The sequence below is a fragment of the Variovorax sp. Varisp53 genome (assembly GCF_059491555.1).
On the sequence record NZ_CP168512.1, the window covers coordinates 351,663 to 375,350 of the forward strand.

The following is a 23,688-nucleotide window of genomic DNA, read 5'->3' on the forward strand; positions in this document are numbered from 1 at the left end:
TCAAGCAAGCATGAACACTCGCAATGTCTCGCTGCCGCGCCGCGGCTTTCTTCTCGGGCTGACGGCGGCGGGCGCATCGCTCGGCCTGGCGGGCTGCGGCTTCGAGCTGCGCAAGGCGCCGGTCTTTGCGTTCAAGACGCTGTCGGTGTCGGGCAACTCGGCCATGATCAACCAGATCCGGCGCGAGCTGCGGGCCACCGGCTCGGTGACATTGGTGCCGGCCGACCAGTCCTCCACCGCCGACGTGGTGCTCGAGATCCTCGGCGAGGACCGCAACCGCTTCGTGATCTCGACCAATTCGGCTGGCCTCGTGCGCGAGTTGCAGCTGCAGCTGCGCGTGCGTTTCCGCCTGCGCACGCCGGGCGGCAAGGATCTGCTGCCGGCCTCCGAGGTTTCGCAGACGCGCGACCTGAGCTTCAACGAAACCAATGCGCTGGCCAAGGAAGGCGAGGCCGATCTGCTGTTCCGCGACATGCAGGCGGACATCGCGCAGCAGCTGATGCGCCGCCTGGCCGCCGTCAAGGAACTCTGAGGCCGCGCGTTCCGGCCTCCATTCGATTGCCATGCAACTCGCCAGCGCCCAGCTCGGGGCCCACCTGCAGAAGGGCCTGAAGCCGCTCTACACGATCCACGGCGACGAGCCGCTGCTCGCGCAGGAGGCGGCCGACGCCATCCGCGCCGCCGCGCGTGCGCAGGGCTACACCGAGCGTAGCTCGTACACCGTGGCCGGCGCACACTTCGACTGGAGCGCGGTGCTTGCGGCCGGGGGCTCGCTCTCGCTGTTCGCCGACAAGCAGATCGTCGAGATCCGCATTCCCTCGGGCAAGCCCGGCAAGGACGGCAGCGCGGCGCTGCAGCAGCTGGCCGAGGCTGCGCCGGGCAACGACAGCACGCTCACGCTGGTCATGCTGCCGCGGCTGGACAAGGCCACGCGCACCGGCGCCTGGTTCTCGGCGCTGGAGAACAACGGCGCGAGCATCCAGGTCGACCCGATCGAGCGTAACGCGCTGCCGCAATGGATCGCGCAGCGCCTGGGCCAGCAGGGCCAGCGCGTGATGCCCGGCGACGAAGGCCAGCGCACGCTGCAGTTCTTCGCTGACCGCGTGGAGGGCAACCTGCTCGCCGCGCACCAGGAAATCCAGAAGCTCGCGCTGCTGCACCCGGCCGGCGAGCTGAGCTGGGAGCAGGTCGAGGGTGCGGTCAACAACGTGGCGCGCTACGACGTGTTCAAGCTGTCCGAAGCCGTGCTGGCCGGCAACCCGCAGCGCGTGGCGCGCATGCTCGACGGCCTGCAGGCCGAGGGCGAGGCCGAGGTGCTGGTGCACTACACGATCGCGGAAGACATCCGTGCGCTCAAGCGCGTGAAGGACGCCATGGCCTCGGGGCGCCCGCTGCCCATGGCGCTGCGCGAGAACCGCATCTGGGGCCCGCGCGAGCGCGCCTTCGAGCGCGTGCTGCCGCGCCTGGACGACCGCATGCTGGCCCGGCTGCTGCGCGCAGCGCACGTGGTGGACGGCATCGTGAAGGGCCTGAAGCAGCCCGACTGGCCCGCCAGCGGCTGGCAGGCCCTGCAGCGGCTGGCGCTGATGCTGTGCCGCGCGTGCAGCAGCGCTCTTGCTCCCTCTCCCTCCGGGAGAGGGTTGGGGTGAGGGCCGGCGGCCTTCATCACATCGCACGCTTCCGAGTGCCGCCGCCCTCACCCTGGCCCTCTCCCGGAGGGAGAGGGAACAACGCGGAAGTTCTCGAAGTCCGGGGTTGATCCAAATACTGGAAAATGAGCGCATGAACGCGTTCAACGTCAGCGAGCACATGCAGACCCTCGGCCTGCAAGCCAAAACCGCCGCATTCCTCATGGCCCGTGCGGATGCAGCCACCAAAAACAAGGCCCTGAAGGCGCTGGCCCGGCGCCTGCGCGAAGCCGGCCCGGTGCTGGCCACCGCCAACCAGAAGGACCTCGAGCGCGCCACGGCCGCCGGCCTCTCGGCGCCGATGGTGGACCGCCTCAAGCTCACGCCCAAGGTCATCGAGACCGTGGCGCTCGGCTGCGAGCAGCTCGCCGGCATGGCCGACGTGATCGGCGAGATCATCGGCATGAAGCAGCAGCCCAGCGGCATCCGCGTGGGCCAGATGCGCGTGCCGATCGGCGTCTTCGGCATGATCTACGAGAGCCGCCCCAACGTGACCATCGAGGCCGCGAGCCTGGCCATCAAGAGCGGCAACGCCGCTATCCTGCGCGGCGGCTCGGAAGCCATCGAGTCGAACAAGGCGCTGGCGCTGCTGGTGTCCGAGGCGCTGGCCGAAGCCGGCCTGCCGGTCGACGCGGTGCAGCTGGTGCAGACCACCGACCGCGAAGCCGTGGGCCAGCTGATCGCCATGCCCGAGTTCGTCGACGTGATCATTCCGCGCGGCGGCAAGGGCCTGATCGAGCGCATCAGCCGCGACGCCAAGGTGCCGGTCATCAAGCACCTGGACGGCAACTGCCACGTCTACGTGGACGACACGGCCGAGTTCGACATGGCGCTGCGCATCGTCGACAACGCCAAGACCCAGAAGTACAGCCCGTGCAATGCCGCCGAAGGCCTGTTGGTGTCGGCCTCTGTGGCCGACGACTTCCTGCCCGAGATCGCCGCCATCTTCGCGGCCAAGGGCGTGGAAATGCGCTGCGACCCGGCCGCCGCCGCCATCCTGCGCGCCGACGGTGCGATCGATCCGAAAGCCAGAGTGGTCGATGCGGTCGAATCCGACTGGTCCGAGGAATACCTGGCCGCCGTCATCAGCATCAAGGTGGTGGCAGGTGTGGACGAGGCCATTGCGCACATCAATCGCTATTCGAGCCACCACACCGACGCCATCGTCACGCGCGACCATGTGCATGCACAGCGCTTCCTGCGCGAGGTCGATTCGGCCAGCGTGATGGTCAATGCGAGCACACGCTTCGCGGACGGTTTCGAGTTCGGGCTGGGCGCCGAAATCGGCATCAGCACCGACAAGTTCCATGCGCGCGGACCGGTGGGGATCGAAGGGCTGACCTCGCTCAAGTACGTGGTGCTGGGCCAGGGCGAAGTGCGGACCTGATGCGCGCCGCTCTCGTGGTCTTGTCTTCGGGATGGGCACCCCCAATTCCTACAATTCCGCTCTACCTTTAAGCACAAAACCAACAAGGCCGCCCGCATGGTTCCGCATCTCGTCACCGCCCTGACCGGCCCGATCAACGAACTGGAGCAGCGGGTGCTCGACTCGATGCCTGCCATCGAGCGCTGGTTCCGGCTCGAGTGGATGGAGCACACGCCGCCGTTCTACAGCGCCGTCGACATCCGCAACGCCGGCTTCAAGCTGGCCCCGGTCGACACCAACCTGTTCCCGGGCGGCTGGAACAACCTCACCAAGGAAATGCTGCCGCTGGCAGTGCAGGCCGCGCAGGCGGCCATCGAGAAGATCTGTCCGGAAGCGCGCAACCTGCTCGTCATTCCGGAAAATCACTCCAAGAACACCTTTTATCTCGCCAACGTCGCGCAACTGGTGCGCATCTTCCATATGGCGGGGCTCAATGTGCGCATCGGGTCCATCGATCCCGCCATCAAGACTTCCAAGAAGATCGAACTGCCCAACGGCGACACTGTGACGCTCGAACCGGTGGTACGCAGCAAGCGTCGCCTGGGGCTGAAGAACTTCGATCCCTGCACAATTCTGCTCAACAACGAGCTTTCTGCAGGAACACCCGGCATCCTCGAGGACTTGCACGAGCAGTATCTGCTGCCGCCGCTGCATGCAGGCTGGTCGGTGCGCCGCAAGAGCAACCACCTGCATAGCTACGAGGAGCTGTCCAAGCGCTTCGGCAAGCTGCTGGGCATCGACCCCTGGCTCATCAACCCGATCTATGCGCGAGCCGAAGGCGTGGACGTGGCCGAGGGCCGCGGCATCGACGTGCTGACCAGCCATGTGGACGCGGTGCTGACCAAGGTGCGCCGCAAGTACAAGGAATACGGCATCAACGAGAAGCCGTTCGTGGTCGTCAAGGGCGGCCACAGCGGCAGCGGCAGTCCGGGCGTGGTGACGGTGCGCGACGCCAAGGATGTGGAGGCGCTGATCGGCAAGCCCCGCGCTGCGGCCGGCATTCCCGCCACCAAGCCGGGCGCCAGCCGCGATCTACGCGACCCCACCGAGCTGATCGTGCAGGAAGGCGTGCTGACCAACGAGCGCGTGCACAACGGCGTGGCCGAACCGGTGGTCTACATGATGGATCGCTACGTGGTCGGCGGCTTCTACCGCGTGCATGCCGAGCGCGCCGCCGACGAAAACCTGAAGCTGCCGGGCGCGAGCTTCGTGCCCCTGGCGTTCTCTGAAAGTGCGCACTTGCCTCAGCCCGGCGCCAAGCCCGGCGCCAGCGCCCCGAACCGCTTCTACATGTATGGCGTGGTCGGCCGGCTGGCCATGGTGGCCGCCAGCTACGAAATGGAAGCGACCGATCCGGACGCCGAAATCTACGAATGATTTCCCGGGGTGGCTGGCGGCGGCTTGCGCCGGTCGCAAGCGGCGGCAAAATAGCGGCCCCACAGCAACGGAAACAAAAGGGCGGGAGGGGTGACAATGGTGAACTAAAGTTCCCCCGTGTCGCACCCCGGCGTGTCTGACGCGTCGATTCCAGCAGCCTGTCCTTTTCCCATCGACCTCGTGTCAGCCCCCAAAAATCTCTCAGCCGGCCTGATCGTCGGCGCCATCGGCGTCGTCTATGGCGACATCGGCACCAGCGTGCTGTATGCCGTCAAGGAAGTGTTCGGCCACGGCCACGTGCCGTTCACCGTCGGAAACGTCTACGGCATCCTCTCGATGTTCTTCTGGACGCTCACCGTCATCGTCTCCATCAAGTACGTCGTGCTCGTGCTGCGCGCCGACAACGAAGGCGAGGGTGGCCTCGTCGCCATGCTCGCGCTGGCCTCCCGCGCGGTGGCCGACAAGCCCAGGCTGCGCCACGTGCTGCTGGTGGTCGGCATCTTCGGCACCTCGCTTTTCTATGGCGACGGGGTCATCACCCCGGCCATCTCGGTGCTCTCGGCGGTCGAGGGCCTGGAGGTGGTGTCGCCGCACTTCACGCACTACGTCATTCCGCTCACGCTGGTCGTGCTGTTCTGCCTGTTCGTGGTGCAGAAGCGCGGCACGGCGGGCATCGGCAAGTTCTTCGGGCCGATCACGCTGGTGTGGTTCCTGGCGATTGCCGTGCTCGGCGTGTCCCAGATCCTGCACCACCCCGAGATCCTGAAGGCGCTGAATCCGTTCTACGCGCTGAAGTTCATGTGGGACAACCCCGGCACCAGCTTCATCCTGCTGGGTGCCACCGTGCTGTGCGTGACCGGCGCCGAGGCGCTGTACGCCGACCTGGGGCACTTCGGCAAGAGCCCGATCCGCATCGCATGGTTCTCGGTGGTGATGCCGGCGCTCACGCTCAACTACTTCGGCCAGGGCGCGCTGCTGCTGGAGAACCCCGAGGCGGTGAAGAACCCGTTCTTCATGATGGCGCCCGAATGGGCGCTCATTCCGCTGGTGCTGCTGGCCACTGCGGCCACGGTGATCGCGTCGCAGGCCCTCATCACGGGCGCCTTCAGCGTCACGCGCCAGGTCATCCAGCTGGGCTACCTGCCGCGCCTGAACATCGAGCACACCAGCGTGCGCACGGCGGGCCAGATCTACATTCCGCTGGTCAACTGGGGCCTGTTCGTGGCCATCGTGCTGGCGGTGGTCATGTTCCGTTCGTCGAGCAGCCTGGCCGCGGCCTACGGCATCGCCGTGACCACCGACATGCTGATCACCACGGTGCTGACCTTCTTCGTGATCCGCTATGCGTGGAAGCTGCCGCTGGCGCTGTGCATCGCGTCGACCGCGGTCTTCTTCGTCGTCGACTTCCTGTTCTTCGCGTCGAACCTGCTCAAGCTGTTCGAAGGCGGCTGGTTCCCGCTGCTGATCGGCGGCTTCGTCTTCACGCTGATGATCACGTGGAAGGAAGGCCGCCGCCTGATGGGCGAGGCGCAGCATGCCGACGCGATCGACCTGAAGTCCTTTCTCGGCTCGGTGTTCGTCAGCCCGCCGGCGCGCGTGGACGGCACGGCGGTGTTCCTCACGGCCGAGCCGGGCACCGTGCCCAATGCGCTGCTGCACAACCTGAAGCACAACAAGGTGCTGCACGAGCAGAACATGTTCGTGACCGTGCGCAACCACGAGGTGCCATGGATCCCGATGGACAAGCGCATCGAGATCGAGGCCCTCGGCCACCATTGCTGGCAGATCATGGTGCACTACGGCTTCAAGAACGACATCGACCTGCCGCGCGCGCTCGAAAACGCGCGCATGCGCGGCTGCCAGCTGGAGCAGATGACGACCAGCTACTTCCTGTCGCGCGACGTTGTCATCCCCACGCTGGGCAGCGGCATGGCGCCGTGGCGCGAGAAGTTGTTCGCGCAGATGCACCACAACGCGAGCGGGGCGGCGGCGTTCCTGGGGCTGCCGAACAACGCGGTGGTGGAGCTGGGGTCGAAGATCGAGATCTGAGGAGGCCTGGCGCGGTGCGCCTCAGCCGAATTCCCCCGGCCGCTCCCTCTCGAGCTTCGCCACATGCGAGGCGATCGCGCCCGGCGTGGTGAACCAGACATCGCCCCGGTCGCGCGCCTGCGCCAGGCGCGCGAGCGCGGTGCGCAGGTGCCTTAGCCGGTAGGGCTGCCCGACGATGTACGGATGCAGCGCCAGGCCCATCACCAGCGGCTGCGCGCGCGACTGGTCGAGCATTTCCTCGAAGTTGTCGACCACCATGGCGCTGAAGTCCTTCGCGTCCATCAGGCGGCCGACGATCATCGGGATGTCGTTGAGCTCCTGCGGGTACGGCACCGACCACAGCGAACCGCCACCGCGCGTGCGCATGCGCAGCGGCTGGTCGTCGTGGCACCAGTTAAGGGTGTAGCCGTAGCCGGTCTCGGCCAGCAGGTCGGGCGTGAGGATGCTTTCCGAGATCCACGGCGAGAGCCAGCCGGCGGGCGCCTGCCCGCTTTCGCGCAGCATGCGTTCGCGGCAGCGCAGCAGCAGTGCGCGCTCGTGCTCTTCGTCGAGCACGCCCTGGCGCTCGGCATTGCTGTGGCCGTGGCCGATCAGTTCGTCGCCGCGCGCCACCAGCGCCTGGATCAGCTCGGGGCAGTGGTCGTACAGCGCGGTGTTGACCAGCGCGCCGGTGGGCAGCGCGAGCGCGTCGAACAGTTCGAGGCAGCGCCACGCACCGACGCGGTTGCCGTACTCGCGCCAGCCGTGGTTGAGCACGTCGGGCTGTGGCGAGGCCGGGCCGATGCATGCACCCAGCCCGTCGCCGAAGGCGAAGTGCTCGACGTTGAAGCCGATGTACACCGCCAGCCGCGCGCCGTTCGGCCAGACATAGTCGGGCCGCCGCGTGATGGGCCGGTAGTCGAAGCGGTCGTGCGTGGGGAGCCGGTCGGGCCAGCGCGTGGTCATGCCGGCGGCCTCACAGCACGGCGAGTCCGGCGCGCACCAGCAGCCATTCGGCGCTGTCGTTCCAGACGTCCATCTGCACGATCAGGCCGTGGCGCACCACATAACGGTCGACATAGCGATTGCCTTCGAAGGCCGTGCCGTCGGGCCATGCACCGTAGAGCGTGCCCAGGCTGTAGACCACCGTTTCCTCGGGCGTGCCGCCGGCCACCGTTTCGGTGCGCTCGATCTTCTTCTTGACCCATGCATAGCGCTTCGCGTTGAAGGCCGAGGTGTCGCCGGGCGCCTTCATTGGGCGGTTGCCGGTGAAACGGATGCGGACGTCGGGCGCGGTGAAGCGGGAGGCCGACTGCGGGTCCGGGATCATCACCAGGCGAAGGAATTCGTCGACCACGGCGGCGGGATCGGGCGCGGGGCTGCCTTGCGAAACGGATGTCTCCACGAGGTTCTCCGGTAGTTGTCGGAGCCGGATTCATGCAATTCCCGTGCCGGATGGTTGACGTTACGAGGTCGGGATTGTTGACAATCCTGCGACTGCGGGCTCCCGGCACAATCGTCCGATGCCGTTGCGCGGCCAGGTCGGCTGCTGCGGGTTCAAGAGGGGAAAAGGCCCCCGCCGGCAAGGACATCGCCGCTTCCGGCAACATCGCGCCCGATACCTCATGCCACTGGCCACCGCGCCCCGGCACCGCAAGAAAGAACGCCTGATGAAAAACATCCTCTTCGTCGCCGATCCGCTCGATCACTTCAAGATCTACAAGGACACGACCTTCTCGATGATGCGCGAGGCGCAGCGCCGCGGTTATCGCATCGCCGCCTGCCTGCCGCAGGACATCCAGTGGAAGTCGGGCGGCGTGGTCACGGCCACGGTGCAGCAGATCACGCTGACCGGCGACGCCCGGGGCTGGTATCGCGTCGACATCACCGAGGCCAAGGCGCTGAAGGATTTCGACGCCGTGCTGATGCGCAAGGACCCGCCCTTCGACGCCGAATACATCTACGCCACGCACCTGCTGGAGCAGGCCGAGCGCGAGGGTGCGCAGGTGGTGAACTCGCCGCGCGCGCTGCGCGACCACCCCGAGAAGCTCGCGATCATGGAGTTTCCGCAGTTCGTCACGCCCACGCTGGTCACGCGCAGCGCCCAGGCCGTGCGCGACTTCCACGCGGAGCACGGCGACATCATCCTGAAGCCGCTCGACGGCATGGGCGGCATGGGCATCTTCCGCGTGAAGCAGGATGCGCTGAACCTGGGCTCCATCGTCGAGACGCTCAACAAGGACGGCGCCGAAACGATCATGGTGCAGCGCTTCGTGCCGGAAGTGGTACAGGGCGACAAGCGCATCCTGATCATCGCGGGCGAGCCGGCGCCTTTCGTGCTGGCGCGCATTCCGCAGGGCACCGAGGTCCGTGGCAATCTGGCAGCCGGCGGCAAGGGCGTGGCCCAGCCGCTCACGGCGCGCAATCGCGAGATCGCCGAGACCGTGGGGCGGACGCTCGCGCCGCGCGGTCTGCTGCTGATCGGGCTCGACGTGATCGGCGACTCGGTCACCGAGATCAACGTGACCAGCCCGACCTGCTTCCAGGAGATCACCGAGCAGACGGGCTTCGACGTGCCGGCGATGTTCGTCGATGCGCTCGAGGCGCACCTGGCCCGGGCTTCAGCGCACTGAGCGCTGCCCGTCCACGAACACATGCAGTTCGCCCGGCGTGAACTGCGTCCATGTCTCGTTGGTGGTCAGCGGCGCGGTCACGACCACGGCCACGCGGTCGTTGGGCGTGGTGTGCCGCGCGAAGTCGATCTCCAGGTCTTCGTCCGACAACTGCGCCGTCACGAAGGGGTGGCGGCGCTCCACGTACCAGAGGTTGGTCGAGGCATGCGCCCACAGCGCCTGCCCGTTGGACAGCATGAAGTTGAAGGTGCCGTGCGCCGCGAGCTGCGGTGCCAGTTCGCGCAGAGTGAGCGTCAGCTCCTCGATGCTCGGCACGCCCGCATGCGACTTGGCCAGCTCCTGCATGATCCAGCAGAAGGCGTGCTCGCTATCGGTGTTGCCCACCGGATGGAAGTTGCCGTGCAGGCGCGGGCGGAATTTCTTCAGGTCGCCGTTGTGGGCGAACACCCAATAGCGCCCCCAGAGCTCCCGCACGAACGGGTGGCAGTTCTGCAGGTTGACCTCCCCCTGCGTCGCCTTGCGGATGTGCGCGATGACGTTGCGGCTCTGTATGGGGTAGCGCCGGATCAGCTCCGCCACCGGCGATTCGCACGCCGGCTGGTGATCGACGAAGTGGCGCAGCCCGCGGTCCTCGAAGAACGCGATGCCCCAGCCATCGGCGTGATGGTCGGTGCGGCCGCCGCGTTGCGCGAAGCCGGTGAAGCTGAAGGTCACGTCCGTGGGCGTGTTGCAATTCATTCCAAGCAATTGGCACATGGCGCCATTAAAGCGCGAGCGCCAGCCGCTTGGCGAATCCGCTCGCCCTTTCAGCGCACGAAGCGGCCCTCGGGCGTGACGCGCACCATCTCGATGAAGCGCGAGCCGGTGGTGCTGCCGGTCGAGAAATCGATGTCCATGCCGGCCAGGCGCAGCTTGAGTGCGCGCAGCGTCGCATGCAGGCGCGCGCGCGTCAGGTCGCGGCCGGTGCGCTTGAGCGCCTCGATCATCACCAGTGCGTTCAGGTAGCCCTCGAAGCTGCCGTAGCCCACCGGCACCTGCGCCCGCTCGGCCAGCCGGCGATAGTCGCGCGTCACGGTTTCCACCTCGCCCCAGGGATAGGGCATGACCTGCGAGATCGCCAGGCCGCCCGCCTGCAGGGGCACCACCTTGGCCGTGACCTCGCCCGGCACGATCGACATGCCATAGAACATCGGCTTGCTGCCGGCGTCGTAGGTGGCCTTGATCACCTCGCCCGCCACGGTGCCGGCCAGATACATCAGGATGGCCTGGGACTGGCTGTCGGCCAGCGCCTTGCCGGCGGCGGCGGCGTTCGAGCCGTCGCCCTTGACCATGACCGTGGCCGTCGGCGCGAGCTTGCGGGGGGCCATGGCCGCCTCGATCAGCTTGACCGCCTCGGCGCCGCCGGGGTTGTCGAGGTGGGCGATGGCGATCTTGTTCACGCCGATGGTGGCCAGGTGCTCGACCAGGGCCTGTGCTTCGCGTGCGTTGCTGGCGCGCACGAAGTAGGCCGAGCCCGCTACGCGTTCGCGCGCGCTGTCGCCCACCCCGTAGCCGCCCACACTGGGCGCGCCGCTCTGCTGCAGCAGCTTGGCCGCCGCGGCCGTCGTGCCCGAGCCCACGCAGCCGAAGAAGGCGAACACGCGGTGGTCGTTCAGCAGCTTGCCGTAGTTCTCCACCGCCTTGTCGGCCTTCAGCTCGTCGTCCAGCGCCACCATCTTGATCTTGCGCCCGCCCACGCCGCCTTGTTCGTTGACCGAATCGAACGCCAGCGCGGCACCGTTGTGCACGACCTTGATCTGCGAGCCGAGCGGACCGCTCAGCACGGCCGAACTGCCGAGCACGATTTCACTGTCGCTCACCCCCGCCTCGGCGGCTTGCACAGACGAGAGCCGCGCGAGGCCGCCGGCGAGAACCGCCGTCGAGGCGATAAAACTTCTGCGTTGCATGATGTAAGACCCACTCTAACTGTGTTTAACAACTGTTAACAATTAGAAACGATGGGGTCTTAGGTAGTACTGAGTGCTTACCCTTGTTGTGGCGGGCGGCGCAACTGCCAGGCCGCGCAGATGGCAATCGCGCAAAGCCCTGCCAGCATTGCGAACACCTCATCGAAAGCGGCCAGCCGCGCCGGGCTGCTCATCGGGTTGGCGAGCGAATCGCCATGCGCCGCCAGCCGCCATTCGAGAACGATGGCGCACAGGCTCACGCCCGCCGCGCCGCCCAGCATGCGCACGAAGTTGATGGCGCTCGCGCCCTGCGGGATCAGCGGCTTGGCCAGCGGCCGCATCGAACCCAGGTTGAGCGAGGGCAGGATGAAGCCCAGCCCGATGCGCCCGATGATCGCGAAGGCCACCAGCAGCCACAGAGCGCTGTCGAGCCGCAGCACCATCATCAGCGCGAACGACGCCGCCAGCAGCGCGAGGCCGATCGTCACCAGCACCCAGGTCGGGTGCTTGTCGGCCAGCCGGCCGACGCCGGCGATGGTCAGCGCGAGCACGATGCCGCCGGCAGCAGGATGGTGCCCACGTGCGAGGCCGACAGATGCAGCCCCACCTGCATGTACACCGGCAGCAGGTAGGTCGAGCCGAACAGCGCCGTGCCGTAGATGAAGGCCACCACGCTGCCCATGGCGAACTGCCGGTACTGGAACAGCGCGAGGTTCATCAGCGGCGTGCCGCCCGAGGCCGCGAGCCGCCGCTGCCACCACACGAAGGCGGCGAACGACACCAGCGCGCCCGCCAGCAGCAGGCCGGCCTGCAGGGGCGAATCGCCGCGCAGCGCGACCAGCCCGTTCAGCAGGCACAGCGTGCCGACCGTGCCCAGCGCCAGCCCGCGCGCGTCGAGCCCGCCGCCGCGCGCCGCGGCCACGCCGCCCGGCGCCGTGGTCGGCACGAACTTGTAGGCCAGCCAGAGCGAGGCCAGGCAGAACGGCACCACCATGAAGAAGATCGAGCGCCAGCCGAACAGGTCGACCAGCACCCCGCCGATGCTCGGCCCCACCGCCGGCGCCAGCACCACGCCCATGCCGAAGATGCCGCTCGCGCGTCCCTGCTCGTGGGGCTCGAAGGCGCGCAGGATGATGATGGCCGGAATGGGCTGCACCACGCCCGCCGCCAGCCCCTCGGCCACGCGCGCGAGCAGCACCAGCGAGAAGTCGTTGGCCACGCCGCCCACGATGCCGCCCACCAGCAGCAACAGCATCGTGCCCGCGTAGGTGCGACGGTAGCCGTAGCGCGACAGCAGCCAGGGCGTGGTGAGCATCGACACCGTCATTGCCACCATGAAGCCCGAACTCACCCACTGCGCGCGCTCCTGGCCGAGCGAGAAGTGGTGGCTCATGCCCGGAATCGCCACGTTGACGATGGTCGAGGACATGATCGACGCCATCGTGCCCACCATGACCGACAGCAGCAGATACCAGCGGTAGCGCTCGCCATAGCGCTCGCGCAGCGTGCCGATGGAGGGCGGGGCCGGCGTGGTCGCGGCTTCGGAGGTCTGTGGGGAGGTCATGGGGCGGCGGAATGTCTCGGGTCCGTCGTCCTACAAGCATATCGGTCTTTGCGCGGGCGAGGGCGCGACGGGTGGCCCGCACAATGCGTCGGCTGTCCCCTCAGCGTCAGGAAGAAGATCGAGACAACACATGGACACCATGCCCGACGAACAACAAGCCAACGCCCAACCGGCCCCCGCCGAGCCGGAAGGCACTTCCACGCTCGCGACCGAGCTGGCCGCGCCGACCGTGAGCCGCGCCTACCGCTGCCAGTGCGGCCGCCCCGTGTTCCTGCGCAACAGCAAATGCCTGGCCTGCCACACACCGCTCGGCTACGTGATCGACCGGCTCGGCGTGATGCCCCTCGCGCCGGCGGCGGGCGAGGGCGCGCAGCCCGACACCTTCACCGTGTTCGGCGACCCGCATGGCAAGACCTACCGCCGCTGCGCGAACCTCATGACCCCGGCCGCCTGCAGCTGGATGGTGCCTGCCGCACGCGAAGGCGAGACCCTGCCCGACGACACCCAGGGCCTCGCGCCCGGCTACTGCCTCGCCTGCAGCGTCACCCGCACCATTCCCGATCTTTCGGTGGAAGCCAACGGAGAACTCTGGGGCAAGCTCGAGACCGCCAAGCGCCGGCTCATCTCGCAACTGCTTGCGCTCGGCCTGCCGGTGGTGAGCCGCCACGCCGATCCTGTGCACGGGCTGACCTTCGACTTCCTCAGCAACATGCCGGGCGGCCCGCACGTGATGACCGGCCACCAGCACGGCGTGATCACGCTCAACGCCGAAGAGGCCGAGGACGCCGTGCGCGAGCGCATTCGCGCCGAGATGCGCGAGCCCTACCGCACGCTGCTGGGCCACTTCCGCCACGAGGTCGGCCACTACTACTGGGACCTGCTGGTGCTGCCCACGCCGTGGATCGACGACTTCCGCGCGCTCTTCGGCGACGAACGCGCCGACTACGCCGCCGCGCTGCAGCACCACTACGAACAGGGCCCGCCGCCCGACTGGGCCGACCGCTTCGTGAGCAGCTACGCGAGCACGCATCCCTGGGAAGACTGGGCCGAGACCTGGGCCCACTACCTGCACATGGCCGATACGGCGGACACCGCGATGAGCTTCGGTGTCGACGCAACCAACGTCGAGCTGGCAAGCGACCTCTTCACTGCGGCTGACCTCTGGCAGCCGGACGATCCCGATGCCGGCAAGTTCCTCGATTTCATCAACGGCTGGGTGCTGCTCACCAACGTGCTCAACGAGCTGTCGCGCAGCATGGGGCAGCCCGACTACTACCCTTTCGTGCTGCCGCGCGCGGCGGTGGGCAAGCTGCAGTTCATCCACCGCGTGATCACGCAGCAGCGCCCGGGCAGTGCGCCGACGATGGTGGTGGCCAGCGATGTGGCCGCTGATCCCGCACCCGACGAGCGGGAGCAGTCACAGGGGCAATCACAGAACCCTGCTCAGTCCTGAGCCGGCGGCGCGCCGGTCGCGCAGCGCATGCAGATGCACGCCAGCCCGCGCATGTCTTCCGGCAGGTTCGTGAGCGGCGCCTTGCCGAAGTCGGCCTGCATGCACCAGCAGGGCGGCTGCGCCTGGCCCGTCTCGCGTTCGATTTCCATTGCGCAACGGTTCGCCTCGCCGCACAGCGGACAGCGTGTGGCGTCGATCAGGCCGGTGGCTGCCGCCGAAGTTGTCATGCGATCTCGAAAGCCGGCAGCTTCTTCGCCACCGCCACGTTCTGCAGCGTCACGTAGACCGGCAACCCGCCGCTGTAGGCCGGATAGTCCTCGCCCTCGATCAGCGGCAGCAGGTAGCGCCGGCACCGCTCGGTGATGCCGTAGCCATCGTCCGAGATGAAATCGCGCGGCATCGGCTTCTCGACGTTGGCCACCGATTCGAGCGGTGCGCAGCCCAGGCGGTAGGCATAAGGCACATCGGATGTGCGCTTGATGGTGGGCATGACGGCATTGCGGCCTTCGAGTGCCAGCTCCACCGCGCGCTGTCCCAGCTCGTAGGCCTGCTTCACGTCGGTGGCCGAGGCGATGTGGCGCGCCGCGCGCTGCAGGTAGTCGGCCACCGCCCAGTGGAACTTGTGGCCCAGCGCTTCCTTGATCATCTGCGCCACCACCGGCGCCGCGCCGCCGAGCTGCGCATGGCCGAAGGCGTCGCGCGTGCCCTGCTCGGCAAGGAAGGTGCCATCAGGGTGGTGGCAGCCTTCGGACACCACCACCGAGCAATACCCGTGCTGCTTCACCAGTTCGTCGACGCGCGCGATGAAGCGCGGCTTGTCGAACTCGATCTCCGGGAACAGCACTACCACCGGAATGCCCTGGTCCGCCGCCAGCCCGCCCGCCGCGGCGATCCAGCCCGCGTGCCGCCCCATCACTTCGAGCACGAACACCTTGGTCGATGTTGCCGCCATCGAACGCACGTCGAACGAGGCCTCGATGGTCGACACCGCCACGTACTTCGCAACCGAGCCGAAGCCCGGACAGCAGTCGGTCAGCGGCAGGTCGTTGTCGATGGTCTTGGGCACGTGGATGGCCTGCAGCGCATAGCCCATCGATTGCGACAGCTGGCTCACCTTGAAGCAGGTGTCGGCCGAATCGCCGCCGCCGTTGTAGAAGAAGTAGCCGATGCCATGCGCCTTGAATACCTCGATCAGCCGCTCGTATTCGCGCCGGTTCTTCTCGAGCGACTTGAGCTTGTAGCGGCACGAACCGAAAGCGCCCGAGGGCGTGCCGCGCAGCGCCGCGATCGCCTCGGCCGATTCGGCGCCGGTGTCGATCAGCTCCTCGGTCAGCGCGCCGATGATGCCGTTGCGCCCGGCATAGAGCTTGCCGATGCGGTCGGGATGTTTTCGCGCCGTCTCGATCACGCCGCAGGCCGACGCGTTGATGACCGAGGTGACGCCGCCCGACTGGGCGTAGAAGGCGTTGAGGATGGGCATGCGCGGCATTCTCCCGCAGCCCCCCGGCAGGCGCCAGTGTCAGGGTGACAGGATGTCAGCGGCTTTCGAAGACCGGCGGCCGCTTCTGCAGGAAGGCGCTCACGCCTTCGCGGAAGCTCGGGCGGTCGATCAGCTCGCGCTGGCGCTCGCTCTCGTAGTGCAACTGCTCCTTCAGCGTGTGGCGCTCCGAGGCCTCGAAGGCCTCGCGCGCCTCGAGCACTGCATGCGCCGGCAGGCGGGCGAGGCGCTGCGCGATGCCCTTGGCTTCCTCCATCAACTGCTCGTCGTCCACGCAACCCCAGATCAGGCCCCATTGCACGGCGCGGCCCGCGCCCACGCGCTCGTCGAGCAGCGCCATGCCCATGGCGCGCGCCCGGCCGGCGCGGCGCGGAATGGCCCAGGTGCAGCCGAGGTCCGGCACGATGCCGAGCTTGGGCAGAAAGGGCAGATAGAAATACGCGCTGCGCGCGGCAATGGTCACGTCGGCTGCCAGCGCAAGGCCCACGCCGGCGCCAGCCGCAGGGCCATTGACGGCGGCGACCACGGGAACAGGCAGCGTGCGCAGCGCCTCGATCAGCGGATTGCTGAGCTGCTGCATCCACTCGGCCGTCTGCGTGCCGAGGGACTTGCCCTCGTCGCCCGGCGCCATCGCGCTCAGGTCGGCGCCCACGCAGAAGGCCTTGCCGGCGCCGGTGAGGATCACTGCGCGCACCGCGCGGTCGTCGCGGATGCGGTCGAGCGCATCGCGCAGTTCGACCTGCAGCTCGCGCGCGATCGGGTTGAGCTTGGCGGGAAGATTCAGCGTGAGCGTGGCGATGCCGTCGGCCAGCTCCTGGAGGATGTAGGGCTGGTCGCTCATCGGGCGGTGGAGGTGGGTGCGTCGGGGCTCATGGGCATCGATGGTTCGATGCACACGAGCCTGGGTCAAGCCGGGGACAACCCGTGTGACGGAAGTCGCCAAGGCGACCGTGTGCCCGTGCCCTTCGAGAGAGGCATGGCGGCCGGCCGCGCATCCGACACCGTGATGCACGACGCCTCCAGCGCCGACACCAGCACGCGCCGGTGCTCGGTGCCTTCGAAGCGCTCGCCGGGCTCGAGCACGATGTCGCGCGGGTCGCGGTCGAGCGTGACCCAGACCGAGCCGCTTCGGCATTCGATGCCCACGCCCGCACCATCGGGTACGGCGAAGACGGAACGTTTCGGGAGGCTGACGTGGAAGCGGGAAGAAGCGGGGGAAGAGGTGCTCATGGCAAGCTCCATTGCATTCGTGATACGAATGAATATAGTGGGCCGATCCCTCCGTTGCACACGGTCATTCGGAACTCTTTGCATGCATCTAGAGAATGCGAAAGCCCTTGGCGCCATGAACGGCGAACTGCCGCCGCTCGAACTGCTGCGCAGTTTCGAGGCGGCTGCGCGCCGGCTGAGCTTCACGCTCGCGGCCGGCGAGCTGCACCTGACGCAGTCGGCCGTGAGCCGGCAGATCCAGCAGCTCGAAGCCAGCCTGGGCGTGCTGCTGTTCGAGCGCCGGCACCGCGCGCTGTCGCTCACCGAGGCCGGCGGCGTGCTGCAGCGCGCCGTCACCGACAGCCTGGAGCGCCTGCGCGATGCCACTGCGCGCGTGCGCGCCAGTGCCGCGCCGCGTCAGGTGGCGATCACCACCACGCCGGGCTTCGCATCGCTGTGGCTCATTCCGCGGCTCGTGCGCTTCACCGGCAGTCATCCGCAGGTCGACGTGCGCGTGTCGGCCACGCTCGACGTGCTCGACCTGGAGCGCAGCCGCATCGACCTGGCGGTGCGCTTCGTGGCGATCGATCGCGGCGTCGGCGCGGCGCTGTTCGAGGAGTCGGTGGTGCCGCTGTGTGCCCCGCAGCTCGCGGCGGCCTTGCACGCGCCCTCGGATCTTTCGGGACTCACGCTGCTCACGATCGAGTACCCGGACCACAGCGAAGCACCAACGACCGACTGGGAACCCTGGCTCAAGGTCATGGGGCTCGCCGACCTGCGCATGAAGAGCACGCTGCGCTTCACGCAATACGCCGACGCGGTGGCCGCGGCCGTGGCGGGCCAGGGCGTGGTGATCGGCCGGTTGCCGCTGCTGCAGGACCTGGTGAGGGACGGCCGCCTGGTCGCGCCGCTGGGCGAAGGCGCCGCGTCGCGCCGCGGCTACTTCGTCGAGATGTCGAAGCGCGCCGGGAGCAACCGCGACGCGCAGGATTTCGCGCAGTGGCTGCGCGACGAAGCGGAAGCGGCGCGGCGGACCTGAAGGCCCGTCGCGCCGGCGCTGAAGAGGGTTGCGATCAACCCGGCAGCAGCACCTTGTTCACGACGTGGATCACGCCGTTCGACTGGTAGACGTTGGCGATCGTCACCATCGCCGTGCCGCCCTTGGCGTCGGTCACCATCACGTTGCTGCCGCTCATCGTCGCGGTCAGCGTGCCGCCGCTCGCGGTCTTCAGCGTGGCCTTGCCACCGCCTGCGTTGATGGCGCTCATCAGCGCCGGGCCGTCCATCCGGCCGGGCACCACGTGGTAGGTCAGCACCTTGGTCAGCGTGGGCTTGTTCTCGGGCTTGAGCAGCGTGTCGACCGTGCCGGCCGGCAGTGCGGCGAAGGCCGCGTTGGTCGGTGCGAACACGGTGAACGGGCCGGGGCTCTTGAGCGTGCCCACGAGGTCCGCGGCCTTCCGGGCCGCGACCAGCGTGGTGTGGTCCTTCGAATTCACGGCGTTGTCGACGATGTCCTTCGTCGGGTACATCGCCGCACCGCCGACCATCGGGTTCGACGACATGCCGCCGCCACTGCCGCCCATGGCCGTGCCGCCCGCGCAAGCGCCGAGCAGGATCGAAACGCCGACTGCAATCATGAGTTTCTTCATTGAAGGCTCCTGGAAAAAAAGGTTCTTGGTGGAAGTTGACTGTGGAAACCGCCAGCAGCTCGGAGGCGCGATGCGCTTGAGTCGGATACGGCGCGGCCGCGCAACTGGATTCACGCGACGGCACCGCGTCGGCTTTGCGCCACAACCGCCCATGCGGCGCTTGCGCGTCGCATGCGGGCTCGCCAAAATCCGCCCTTCGTTTTTCAGCGACAGTTTCTTTTCACCGCGCCTGGCGACGACCAACCTCCCGGGCGACAAACCAATTCAATGAACCGTTTCCTGAACACCTGATCCGCACACCGACCGCCCCGGCCGGACGTGCATCCATGCACCCGCCGAGGCCCATCGACAAAGGCCCCGCGCAGCCATTCGCCGGGGCCTTTCTGTTTTTCGGAGTGTGTGCACATGAGTGCTCAACGAAAGGCCCGCGACGACGACAAGCGTCTGGGCCGGTTTTACTTTTCGGTGCCTGGCGTGGCACCTCGCAATCCTGTAGTGGCCGCGATGGCGCGCGGCGAATCGAACCAGAAGGCAGGGCGCCACCTGCGCACGCACCGCGCCGAACGGCGCGCGCAGAAGGTGGCGCTGCAGAAGGCCGTGCGCGACTTCAGGGGGAGGGGCGACGATGCGTGACGACATGGACAAGGTCATCGTCGAGCGGCCGCGTCGCGGTGGTGGCGTACAGGGCGACGGGCGCAAGTGGCGCAACAGCAAGGAGCGCGGCTCGCGCCTGGGCATGAAGCACGGCTATGAGTACCCCAAGGGGCTCAACGAGAACCTCGCGCCCCTCAAGCGCTGGCTGCACAAGCAGGTGCACCGGCCGTGGGACAAGGTGTATTCGGAGCTATGCAGCGGCATCGATCGACGCAGCACCGTGCAGGCGCACATCTTCGAGCACATCGACGATTTCGTGGAACGCGATACGGTGATGCGCGACGGGGAGGTGCTGGTGCGTGCGGCCTGGTGGGGACGCGGTGATCGCGTGCCGCTGGAGGAGGCTTCGAGAGTGGAGCTCTTCGTGCACCCTGTCACCGGCATCCTGCTGCCCAACCGGCGCATCGCACAGGCTCGGCAACGCGAACGGGACGAGAGGTACGGGCAGCGCGGCAAGAAGCCGGAGCTGTCGTTCGTCGTGATCGACGAACTCACGCAATGGCACCGCGTGGACGGTTACTGGTACGAGATCACGCTGGCACCCACGCCGCCGATGAAGGCGCCGGGCGTCTGGGACAAGCGCTTCGACGTTCTGCGACGCTGCTTCGTCAAGACGATCAGCACATGGGGCCGGCCGGCCTTCGGCGATTCCTGCAATCAGCGTATGTACGGGCGATCCGATGTCTATGCCGCGACCAAGCGCCAACTCGGCCGCAAGGAGATCCGGGCGCGCCTGGGTGAAGAGGCCTGACGCGGCGGGAGTTCGACCGCGCATGATGGCGGCCGCGTCGCCACCGATGAAAGAAGCACCATGGGCACCACCGCCTCCAATGCCTCGCAGGTCGCGCCGGTGGACAAGCTCAGCGTGGTGCTGGTGGTGCTCTTCGCAGTGATGTTCCTCGGCGAACGGCCGAGCGGCCGCGAGTGGGCGGGCGTGGCAATGATCGCGGGCGGCGTGCTGATGCTGGCGATCAAGCGCTGAGCCGCACCGGCGCCGCCGCGCGCGGCAGCACGAGGAACGCGAGCGTGCCCGCGGCCAGCATGGCCGCGACCGTGAGGAACACCGCGCGGAACGGCTCGACGCCATTCGCCACGGCCCACGACGCGGCCACGCCGGTCGTCCACTGCATCAGCGACACGCCGAGGAACATCGCCATGTTGAGCAGCGCCATCGCGCGTCCCGTCATCGCAGCGGGGTAGGCGTTCCTGGTGTAGGCGTACTGCAGCACGCTGTAGCCCGAAAGCAGGCCGTAGAAGACCGGCAGGCCGATGTCCACCGCGCGCGATTGCGTCAGCGCCATGGCGCCGAACATCAGCGCGCCGGCGAACGAGCATCCCATCATCCAGTGTGCGCGGCGTGCGCCGCCCGGGTCCATCCGGCCGAACAGCGCCGGGCTGAGCATGCCGGCGACCGTCATGACCAATGCGACATTGCCGCTGGCCACCAGCGACAGGCCGTGCCGGTCGTGCAACACCGGCCCGAGCCACAGGCCGCGCAGCGTGATGAAGGCCGCGTACGACACGCAGGCGAAGCACAGCAGGCCCAGGGTGTGCGGCATCGCGAACAGCGGCAGCAGTTCGCGCACCGCCTTGCGCAGCGACTGGCGCTCGGCCGGCGCTGCCTGCGGGCTCGCCTGATCCACCGCACGCACCGGCTCGTGCACGCGCCAGAAGATGAGGCTCCACGAGAGCACGGCGAACCCAGCCAGCACCGCGTAGCCCGCGCGCCACGAGGAGGCCTCGATCAGCAAGGCCAGCGGCGTGCCGGTGAACAGGATGCCCAGCCCGGCCATGCTCATCACCAGTCCCGACATCGCGGTGAAGCGCGAGGCGTCGAAGTGCCGTGCGATGAACACCGTGCACACCAGGAAGGCCGGCGCGCAGCCGACGCCGATCAGCGCCTGCCCCAGCAGCAGGGCGCCGAAGCTCGGCGCCATTGCGCACAGCGCCGCGCCCGCGATGGCCAGCGGAAAGGCGACCAGCACCGTGCGGCGCACGCCGAACATGTCGATCGACACGCCCATCGCGAGCTGCATGATGCCGAACATGAAGTGGAAGGTGCCGGCCCACGTGCCCAGCTGTTGTGGCGTCAGGCCGAAGTGCCCGGCGAGCGGCGTTGCCATCATGGCGCCGACGGTGCGGAAGGCCTGGCTCAGGGCGAAGGCGCTGGCCAGTGCGACCAGCATCGCGGCGGCCGAGGTTGACCAGCGCGGCGGAGGCGGCAATGCCGCATTCGTGTTCATCGAGGGGAAATTCGAAAGAGGAGAGCGGCGTGAATGCTAATGGCACGCCGCTTCTCATGCAGAACGGCGCCCTCGGGCGCCGTTCGTTCGCTTGAACCCGGCAGGGTGCCGGGGATGCAGATCAGGCCTCGCCCTTGACCTTCAACCGCCAAGCATGCAGCAACGGCTCGGTGTACCCGCTCGGCTGCTCGATGCCCTTGAACACCAGTTCCTGCGCTGCCTTGTAGGCCGCCGAGGTCGCGAAGTTGCCGGCCATCGGCTGGTACATCGGGTCGCCCGCATTCTGCTCGTCGACCACCTTGGCCATGCGCTGGAAGGTCTCGTCGACCTGCGCCTTGGTCACCACGCCGTGCAGCAGCCAGTTGGCGATGTGCTGGCTCGAGATGCGCAGCGTCGCGCGGTCTTCCATCAGGCCGACGTTGTGGATGTCGGGCACCTTGGAGCAGCCCACGCCCTGGTCGATCCAGCGCACCACGTAGCCGAGAATGCCCTGCACGTTGTTGTCGATTTCCTGCTGGCGCTCTTCGGGCGTCCACTTGGCCTCGGGCGCGATCGGCACCTGCAGCAGCGCGTTGAGGATGTTGTCGCGCTCGGCGTCGGCGTCGATCTTCTCCAGCTCCTGCTGCACCGCGGTCACGCTGACCTGGTGGTAGTGCAGCGCGTGCAGCGTGGCGGCGGTGGGCGAGGGCACCCAGGCGGTGTTGGCGCCGGCCTTGGGGTGGCCGATCTTCTGTTCGAGCATGGCGGCCATCAGGTCGGGCATGGCCCACATGCCCTTGCCGATCTGCGCCTTGCCGCGCAGGCCGCACGAGAGGCCGACCAGCACGTTGTTCTTTTCATAAGCGCCGATCCAGGCGCTGGACTTCATGTCGCCCTTGCGGATCATCGGGCCGCCCTGCATGGCGGTGTGCATCTCGTCGCCGGTGCGGTCGAGGAAGCCGGTGTTGATGAAGGCCACGCGCGCGGCCGCTTCGGCGATGCAGGCCTTGAGGTTCACGCTGGTGCGGCGCTCCTCGTCCATGATGCCGAGCTTCACCGTGTTGGCGGGCAGGCCGAGCAGTTGTTCGACGCGGCCGAACAGCTCGCTGGCGAAGGCCACTTCGGCCGGGCCGTGCATCTTCGGCTTGACGATGTAGATGCTGCCGGTGCGCGAGTTGCCCTTGCGCTTCAGGTCGATGGTGGCGATGGTGGTGGTGACCACGGCGTCGAGGATGCCCTCGGGGATTTCCTTGCCGCCGGCATACAGCACGGCCGGGTTGGTCATCAGGTGGCCCACGTTGCGCAGGAACATGAGCGAGCGGCCGTGCAGCTTCACGGGTTGGCCGTCGGCGCCGGTGTATTCGCGGTCGGGGTTCAGGCCGCGCGTGAAGGTCTTGCCGCCCTTGGCGACTTCTTCGGTGAGCGTGCCTTCGACGATGCCGAGCCAGTTCGAGTACGCCACCACCTTGTCGGCCGCGTCGACCACGGCCACCGAGTCTTCGAGGTCCAGGATGGTCGAGAGCGCGGCTTCGAGCACGAGGTCGCTCACGCCGGCCGCATCGCTCTTGCCGATGGGCGTGCCGCGGTCGATGCGGATGTCGAGGTGGATGCCGTTGTGCTTCAGCAGCACGGAAGACGGCGCAGCGGCATCGCCCTGGTAGCCGATGAATTGCGAGGCATCGACCAGGCCGGTGCTGCTGCTTTGGAGCGCGACGACGAGCTTGCCGTCCTTCACGCTGTAGCCGGTGGCGTTCTTGTGCGAGCCGTTTTCCAGCGATGCGGCCTGGTCGAGCACGTTGCGCGCGAACTCGATGACCTTGGCGCCGCGCACGGGGTTGTAGCCCTTGCCCTTCTCGGCACCGCCGGTTTCGGGAATCGCGTCGGTGCCGTAGAGCGCGTCGTACAGCGAGCCCCAGCGCGCGTTGGCGGCGTTGAGCGCATAGCGTGCGTTCAGGATCGGCACCACCAGTTGAGGACCGGCCTGCAGCGCGAGTTCGGAGTCGACATTCGCGGTCGTGGCCTTCGCGCCCTTGGGCTGCGGCAGCAGGTAGCCGATCTTCTCGAGGAAGGCGCGGTAGGCGGTCATGTCGGAAGGATTCGACGGATCACCTGCGGTGATCGGGCCGGGGTTCTTCTTGTGCCACGCGTCGAGCTCGCTCTGCAGGCGGTCGCGCTCGGCGAGCAGCGCGATGTTCTTCGGTGCGAGGTCGTGGACGATGGCGTCGAAGCCCTTCCAGAAGACGTCGCTGGCCACGCCGCTGGCGGGCAGGACCTTGTCTTCGATGAAGCGGTGGAGCTCGGTCGCGACCTGAAGTCCGTGGGCGGTGGTGCGAGTGGTCAT

The 23,688-nt window shown here is 67.7% G+C and carries 22 protein-coding genes and 1 pseudogene; 11 read left to right on the top strand and 12 right to left on the bottom strand.

Going from position 1 to position 23,688, the window contains the following annotated elements; all coding sequences use genetic code 11:
* Positions 1-10: 10 nt before the first annotated feature.
* The 5 genes from ACEOAB_RS01565 (at position 11) to ACEOAB_RS01585 (ending at position 6,540) form a co-directional block, all read left to right on the top strand.
* Positions 11-532, top strand: coding sequence for an LPS-assembly lipoprotein LptE (locus tag ACEOAB_RS01565; protein ID WP_056588625.1), 522 nt, complete (start codon positions 11-13; stop codon positions 530-532).
* A gap of 31 nt (positions 533-563) precedes the next feature.
* Positions 564-1,649 carry a DNA polymerase III subunit delta gene (holA, locus tag ACEOAB_RS01570; protein ID WP_413749647.1) on the top strand — a complete coding sequence of 362 codons (1,086 nt, stop codon included), beginning with the start codon at positions 564-566 and terminating at the stop codon, positions 1,647-1,649.
* A 133-nt stretch (positions 1,650-1,782) separates the two neighbouring features.
* Positions 1,783-3,075 (top strand): glutamate-5-semialdehyde dehydrogenase, encoded by a 1,293-nt coding sequence (locus tag ACEOAB_RS01575; RefSeq protein WP_413749648.1) that lies wholly within the window; start codon positions 1,783-1,785, stop codon positions 3,073-3,075.
* 96 nt (positions 3,076-3,171) lie between these two features.
* Entirely contained in the window at positions 3,172-4,491 is a 1,320-nt protein-coding gene (gshA, locus tag ACEOAB_RS01580) for a glutamate--cysteine ligase (protein WP_056588629.1), read from the top strand.
* Between the two features lie 180 nt (positions 4,492-4,671).
* Positions 4,672-6,540: a potassium transporter Kup gene (locus tag ACEOAB_RS01585; protein ID WP_007837644.1), complete on the top strand. Its 1,869-nt coding sequence runs from the start codon at positions 4,672-4,674 to the stop codon at positions 6,538-6,540.
* A gap of 21 nt (positions 6,541-6,561) precedes the next feature.
* Here ACEOAB_RS01585 and ACEOAB_RS01590 read toward each other — a convergent pair whose 3' ends face one another.
* Entirely contained in the window at positions 6,562-7,485 is a 924-nt protein-coding gene (locus ACEOAB_RS01590; protein ID WP_413749649.1) for a polysaccharide deacetylase family protein, read from the bottom strand.
* 10 nt (positions 7,486-7,495) lie between these two features.
* Positions 7,496-7,924, bottom strand: a complete 429-nt coding sequence (locus ACEOAB_RS01595; protein WP_413749650.1) for a nuclear transport factor 2 family protein — start codon at positions 7,922-7,924, stop codon at positions 7,496-7,498.
* 265 nt (positions 7,925-8,189) lie between these two features.
* On the opposite strand from ACEOAB_RS01595, the gene gshB reads away from it, so the two are divergent.
* Positions 8,190-9,152: a glutathione synthase gene (gene gshB, locus ACEOAB_RS01600; RefSeq protein ID WP_413749651.1), complete on the top strand. Its 963-nt coding sequence runs from the start codon at positions 8,190-8,192 to the stop codon at positions 9,150-9,152.
* Here the strand turns inward: gshB and ACEOAB_RS01605 are convergent.
* From ACEOAB_RS01605 to ACEOAB_RS01615, 3 genes and pseudogenes are all read right to left on the bottom strand, one after another.
* Positions 9,141-9,908, bottom strand: a complete 768-nt coding sequence (locus tag ACEOAB_RS01605) for a class II glutamine amidotransferase (RefSeq protein WP_413749652.1) — start codon at positions 9,906-9,908, stop codon at positions 9,141-9,143. The two genes, gshB and ACEOAB_RS01605, sit on opposite strands and share 12 nt — an antisense overlap.
* Before the next feature lie 50 nt (positions 9,909-9,958).
* Positions 9,959-11,098, bottom strand: coding sequence for an ABC transporter substrate-binding protein (locus ACEOAB_RS01610; protein WP_056588639.1), 1,140 nt, complete (start codon positions 11,096-11,098; stop codon positions 9,959-9,961).
* A gap of 77 nt (positions 11,099-11,175) precedes the next feature.
* Positions 11,176-12,662: pseudogene (locus ACEOAB_RS01615) on the bottom strand (DHA2 family efflux MFS transporter permease subunit).
* A gap of 130 nt (positions 12,663-12,792) precedes the next feature.
* On the opposite strand from ACEOAB_RS01615, the gene ACEOAB_RS01620 reads away from it, so the two are divergent.
* Positions 12,793-14,115: a zinc-binding metallopeptidase family protein gene (locus ACEOAB_RS01620; RefSeq protein WP_413750753.1), complete on the top strand. Its 1,323-nt coding sequence runs from the start codon at positions 12,793-12,795 to the stop codon at positions 14,113-14,115.
* On the opposite strand, the gene ACEOAB_RS01625 is transcribed toward ACEOAB_RS01620, so the two are convergent.
* The 4 genes from ACEOAB_RS01625 to ACEOAB_RS01640 all read right to left on the bottom strand — a co-directional run bounded on the left by ACEOAB_RS01625 (position 14,106) and on the right by ACEOAB_RS01640 (position 16,843).
* A complete protein-coding gene (locus tag ACEOAB_RS01625) occupies positions 14,106-14,342 on the bottom strand; it encodes a cysteine-rich CWC family protein (protein WP_007837657.1) in 237 nt (78 codons plus the stop codon). The two genes, ACEOAB_RS01620 and ACEOAB_RS01625, sit on opposite strands and share 10 nt — an antisense overlap.
* Complete coding sequence (locus ACEOAB_RS01630) at positions 14,339-15,595, bottom strand: 6-phosphofructokinase (protein ID WP_413750752.1); 1,257 nt, start codon at positions 15,593-15,595, stop codon at positions 14,339-14,341. The genes ACEOAB_RS01625 and ACEOAB_RS01630 overlap by 4 nt, the downstream gene beginning before the upstream one ends.
* A 55-nt stretch (positions 15,596-15,650) precedes the next feature.
* Positions 15,651-16,454 carry an enoyl-CoA hydratase-related protein gene (locus ACEOAB_RS01635; RefSeq protein ID WP_413750751.1) on the bottom strand — a complete coding sequence of 268 codons (804 nt, stop codon included), beginning with the start codon at positions 16,452-16,454 and terminating at the stop codon, positions 15,651-15,653.
* Between the two features lie 65 nt (positions 16,455-16,519).
* Positions 16,520-16,843, bottom strand: coding sequence for a DUF2917 domain-containing protein (locus ACEOAB_RS01640; RefSeq protein ID WP_413750750.1), 324 nt, complete (start codon positions 16,841-16,843; stop codon positions 16,520-16,522).
* An 82-nt stretch (positions 16,844-16,925) separates the two neighbouring features.
* On the opposite strand from ACEOAB_RS01640, the gene ACEOAB_RS01645 reads away from it, so the two are divergent.
* Positions 16,926-17,861: a LysR substrate-binding domain-containing protein gene (locus ACEOAB_RS01645; RefSeq protein ID WP_495653397.1), complete on the top strand. Its 936-nt coding sequence runs from the start codon at positions 16,926-16,928 to the stop codon at positions 17,859-17,861.
* A gap of 34 nt (positions 17,862-17,895) precedes the next feature.
* On the opposite strand, the gene ACEOAB_RS01650 is transcribed toward ACEOAB_RS01645, so the two are convergent.
* Entirely contained in the window at positions 17,896-18,471 is a 576-nt protein-coding gene (locus ACEOAB_RS01650; protein WP_495653398.1) for a fasciclin domain-containing protein, read from the bottom strand.
* A 405-nt stretch (positions 18,472-18,876) separates the two neighbouring features.
* On the opposite strand from ACEOAB_RS01650, the gene ACEOAB_RS01655 reads away from it, so the two are divergent.
* Genes ACEOAB_RS01655 through ACEOAB_RS01665 form a run of 3 tightly spaced genes read left to right on the top strand, consistent with a single transcriptional unit; the run spans position 18,877 to position 20,107 of the window.
* Positions 18,877-19,104 carry a hypothetical protein gene (locus ACEOAB_RS01655; RefSeq protein ID WP_413750232.1) on the top strand — a complete coding sequence of 76 codons (228 nt, stop codon included), beginning with the start codon at positions 18,877-18,879 and terminating at the stop codon, positions 19,102-19,104.
* A complete protein-coding gene (locus tag ACEOAB_RS01660) occupies positions 19,097-19,876 on the top strand; it encodes a hypothetical protein (RefSeq protein WP_413750231.1) in 780 nt (259 codons plus the stop codon). Before ACEOAB_RS01655 ends, ACEOAB_RS01660 begins: the two co-directional genes overlap by 8 nt.
* 60 nt (positions 19,877-19,936) lie before the next feature.
* Entirely contained in the window at positions 19,937-20,107 is a 171-nt protein-coding gene (locus tag ACEOAB_RS01665) for an EamA family transporter (protein ID WP_413750230.1), read from the top strand.
* On the opposite strand, the gene ACEOAB_RS01670 is transcribed toward ACEOAB_RS01665, so the two are convergent.
* Both ACEOAB_RS01670 and ACEOAB_RS01675 read right to left on the bottom strand, forming a co-directional pair.
* A complete protein-coding gene (locus tag ACEOAB_RS01670; RefSeq protein WP_413750229.1) occupies positions 20,097-21,368 on the bottom strand; it encodes an MFS transporter in 1,272 nt (423 codons plus the stop codon). The two genes, ACEOAB_RS01665 and ACEOAB_RS01670, sit on opposite strands and share 11 nt — an antisense overlap.
* Positions 21,369-21,489: 121 nt before the next feature.
* Positions 21,490-23,688 carry a malate synthase G gene (locus ACEOAB_RS01675; protein ID WP_413750228.1) on the bottom strand — a complete coding sequence of 733 codons (2,199 nt, stop codon included), beginning with the start codon at positions 23,686-23,688 and terminating at the stop codon, positions 21,490-21,492.